A 3,571-nucleotide genomic window follows, 5' to 3' on the forward strand; every position below is an offset into this window, starting at 1 on the left:
CCGCGACGGGCTTGTTCGATCTGACCCGGAGAGTGTCATGTGCATGCCCTGCCGGCCGGCATCCCGCCTGGCCGTCTGCGCTGCCGCGTTCGTCCTTGGCCCGGGGGCGATGCCGTCCGCGCGGGCAGTCGAGGCTGGCGAGTCATCCGGCGCCTCCGATCCGCTGCCCGCCGTGGTGGTCACCGGCCGTGCCTCGGCCGCCGTCCCCGAGGCCGCGAGCCAGGGCAGCATCACCGCGCGCAGCCTGTCGGCGCGACCGCAGCTGCGCGCGGCCGATGTGCTCGAGTCGGTGCCCGGACTGGTGGTCACCCAGCACTCCGGCGACGGCAAGGCCAACCAGTACTTCCTGCGCGGTTTCAACCTCGACCACGGCACCGACTTCGCCACCTGGGTGGCGGGCATGCCGGTGAACCAGCCCACCCATGCGCACGGGCAGGGCTACACCGACCTGAACTTTCTCATCCCCGAGCTGATCGATCGCATCGATTACCGCAAGGGGCCTTACCGCGCCGAGGACGGCGACTTCGCGTCGGCGGGCAGCGCGCGGATCAGCCTGCGCGATGCACTGGCGCAGCCCTTCGCGCAGATCGGCCTGGGCGCCTGGGGCCACCGACGCGCGGTGCTCGCGGGCTCGGGCAGCCCGCAGCCCGACAGCCGCCTGCTCGGCGCGCTGGAGCTGCAGCGTGATGACGGACCGTGGGACAACCCGCAGGGCCTGCGGCGCGTGAACGGGCTGTTGTCCTGGTCTGCCGGCCATGCCGGGCAGGGCGCGCGGGTGATGGCGATGGCCTACCAGTCGCGCTGGCAGGCCACCGACCAGGTGCCGCAGCGCGCGCTCGATGCCGGCCTGATCGGCCGCTTCGGGGCGATCGATCCGTCCGACAGCGGCGATGCCCAACGGCAGAGCCTGTCGGCGCAGTGGTGGCGCGCCGACGATGCGGGCAGCCTGCAGGGCTCGGTCTACCTGATCCGGTCGCGACTGAACCTGTTCTCGAATTTCACCTATGCCCTCGATGATCCCGTCAACGGCGATCAGTCCCTGCAGCGCGATGAACGCCTCACCGCGGGCGTGCAGCTCGCGCGGGTCTGGTCGGCGCAGCTGATGGGCCTGCCGGCACGCCATGCGCTGGGCGTGCAGTGGCGCGAGGACCGGATCCGGGTGGGGCTCTTCGACACGCTGCTGCGCGAGACCCTCGCCACGGTGCGCGATGACCGCGTGCGGCAGCGCGGGCTGGGTGTGTACGGCGAGAGCCGGGTCGAGTGGCTGCCCTGGCTGCGCACCACGGCAGGCCTGCGCGCCGACCACGGCGACTGGCGCGTCGATGCCAGCCTGCCGCAGAACGGCGGTCATGCCGCCACGGCACGGGTCTCGCCGCGTCTGAGTGCCGCGCTCGGACCCTGGGCGCACACCGAGTTCTTCGCCCACTGGGGGCGCGGCTTTCACAGCAACGATGGACGCGGGGTGACGATGCGCGTCGATCCGCAGACCGGCGCCTCGGTGGCACCGGTCGGCGCGCTGGTGCCCACCACCGGGCGCGAGATCGGTCTGCGCGCGCAGTGGTTGCCGGGCTGGCGCACCACACTGGCGGTGTGGCAGCTGCGCATCGGCTCGGAGCTGGTGTTCGTCGGCGACGCCGGCATCACCGAGCCCAGCCGGCCGAGCACCCGCGAGGGCGTGGAGTGGGGGCAGCGCTGGCAGCCGCGACCCTGGCTGGTGCTGGAGGCCGATCTGGCCTGGTCACGGGCGCGATTCGATGCCGAGGGCGATGCCGGCACGCATGTGCCCGGCTCGGTGAGCCGCGTGGGTTCGGCCTCGGTCAGCGTGCGCGAGCTCGGGCCCTGGTCGGCAAGCCTGCAGTGGCGCCATATCGGCCCGCGTCCGCTGACCGAAGACGGCAGCCAGCGGGCTGCCGGCGTCAGCCTGGTCAACACCCGCCTGAGCTGGCGCCTGGACCGGCGCATCGAGTGGGTGCTCGACGGCTTCAATCTCGCCAACCGGCAGGCCAATGACATCGAATACCAGTATGTGTCGCGCCTGCGCGGCGAGGCGGTCGGCGTGGATGACCGTCACCTTCATCCGATGGCCCCGCGCACCTGGCGGCTGGGTCTGCGGCTGATGATCTGAGCGGCGCCCGGGCCACGGCTGGCCACAACGCCGGGGGCGCCGTGTGCGGCTCGCCGGGACAGGCGCGTGCGCCGTGCGTCTGCTCAGGCAGCCGGGTGCAGATGCGCGTCCATGGCGTGCAGGCTCTCGAAGGCGCTGGCGTGCTCGGCCTCGTCGGCCTGCGCCGCGGAAGGGTGCTTCAGGTCGGGGCGTTTGAGCCACGCCGACTGCAGGCCGGCGGCGCGCGCCGCGCGCACATCGAGCTGCCAGTCGTCCCCCACATGCAGAACCGCCCCAGGCGCCACGCCGGCGCGTTCGCAGGCCGCGTGGAACATCCGCGGATCGGGTTTGCTGCAGCCGATCTCGTGCGCGCTCACGCAGTGGCTGATCAGGTCGCCCAGACCCACCGCCGCGATATCGGCATTGCCGTTGGTGACCGCCACCAGTGTGTAGCGGGCGGCCCAGGCCGCGAGCACCGGCCTTACATCCGGGTAGAGCGTGACCTGCTGACGCGCGGCGAGGAACACCGCGAAGCCGGTGTCGGCAAGCGCCGGCGGGTCGCCCGCCGCCTGCATCGCCCGGCGCAGCATCTCGTGGCGCAGGAAGCTCATGTCGTGCGCGCGCTCGGGATGCTCGGCCAGCACCGTCTTGCGGATCGCCTGGCGGTTGGCTGGCGTGAACGCGGTGGCGGTGGCTGGCGCGTGGTGGCGCAGCCAGTCGGCCAGGGTTTCCTCGGCGCGGACCAGCGTGGGCAGGACCGGCCAGAGGGTGTCGTCGAGATCGAGCGTGATCGCCTGGATGGGGTGGACGATGGTCATCGCGGCAGTTTAGCCTGCGGCGATGTGCGCCAATTACCTCCCCACCCGCCCGGAGCGGCTGCTGGCCCGCTTCGGGGTGCGGCCAGGGCGCGATGACTACCCGGCCGAGGCCTACCCGGGTCAGGCCACGCCGGTGGTGCTGGCTGATGGCGAGGGCCGGCAGGCCGCGATGGCGGTGTTCGGCATGGTGCCGCCCTGGTCGCGCGATGGCCGCAACTGGCGCCAGTGCTACAACGCGCGCAGCGAGACCGTGAGCGAGAAGCCCAGCTTCCGTCACGCCTGGCGGCAGCGGCAGTGGTGCGTGGTGCCGGCCGATGCGGTGTTCGAGCCCAGCTACGAGAGCGGCCGTGCGGTGCGCTGGCGGATCGAAGGCGCTGATGGCGAGCCGCTGGCGCTCGCCGGCCTGTGGGAGCGCTGGCGCTCGCCGCAGGGCGAGACCTTGCTCTCCTTCACGATGCTCACCATCAACGCCGACCAGCACACGGTGATGCGCCGCTTCCATGCGCCGGGCGACGAGAAGCGCTCGGTGGTGCTGCTCGAGCCCCGGGCCATCGATGCCTGGCTGCGGGCCTCGCCCGACGAGGCCCGATCGCTGCTGCAGGGCTTCGATCCGACCCGGGTGCGCTGCGAGCCGCAGCCGCGCGCGGCG

3 protein-coding genes are annotated in these 3,571 nt (G+C 72.6%); 2 read left to right on the top strand and 1 reads right to left on the bottom strand.

Annotation, left to right across the window (positions count from 1 at the left end; genetic code table 11):
- Window positions 1-37 precede the first annotated feature (37 nt).
- A complete protein-coding gene (locus tag AC2H6A_RS18720; protein ID WP_484275233.1) occupies window positions 38-2,125 on the top strand; it encodes a TonB-dependent receptor in 2,088 nt (695 codons plus the stop codon).
- An 83-nt stretch (window positions 2,126-2,208) separates the two neighbouring features.
- Here AC2H6A_RS18720 and AC2H6A_RS18725 read toward each other — a convergent pair whose 3' ends face one another.
- A complete protein-coding gene (locus AC2H6A_RS18725) occupies window positions 2,209-2,922 on the bottom strand; it encodes an HAD family hydrolase (RefSeq protein WP_484275234.1) in 714 nt (237 codons plus the stop codon).
- Between the two features lie 22 nt (window positions 2,923-2,944).
- On the opposite strand from AC2H6A_RS18725, the gene AC2H6A_RS18730 reads away from it, so the two are divergent.
- A partial coding sequence (locus AC2H6A_RS18730; RefSeq protein ID WP_484275235.1) for an SOS response-associated peptidase occupies window positions 2,945-3,571 on the top strand: 627 nt, incomplete at its 3' end.

It is taken from the genome of Quisquiliibacterium sp., from assembly GCF_982640115.1.

Coding starts and splice junctions, on each gene's coding strand:
- AC2H6A_RS18720 (WP_484275233.1), top strand. CDS start 38: ATGTGCATGCCCTGCCGGCCGGCATCCCGCCTGGCCGTCTGCGCTGCC.
- AC2H6A_RS18725 (WP_484275234.1), bottom strand. CDS start 2,922: ATGACCATCGTCCACCCCATCCAGGCGATCACGCTCGATCTCGACGAC.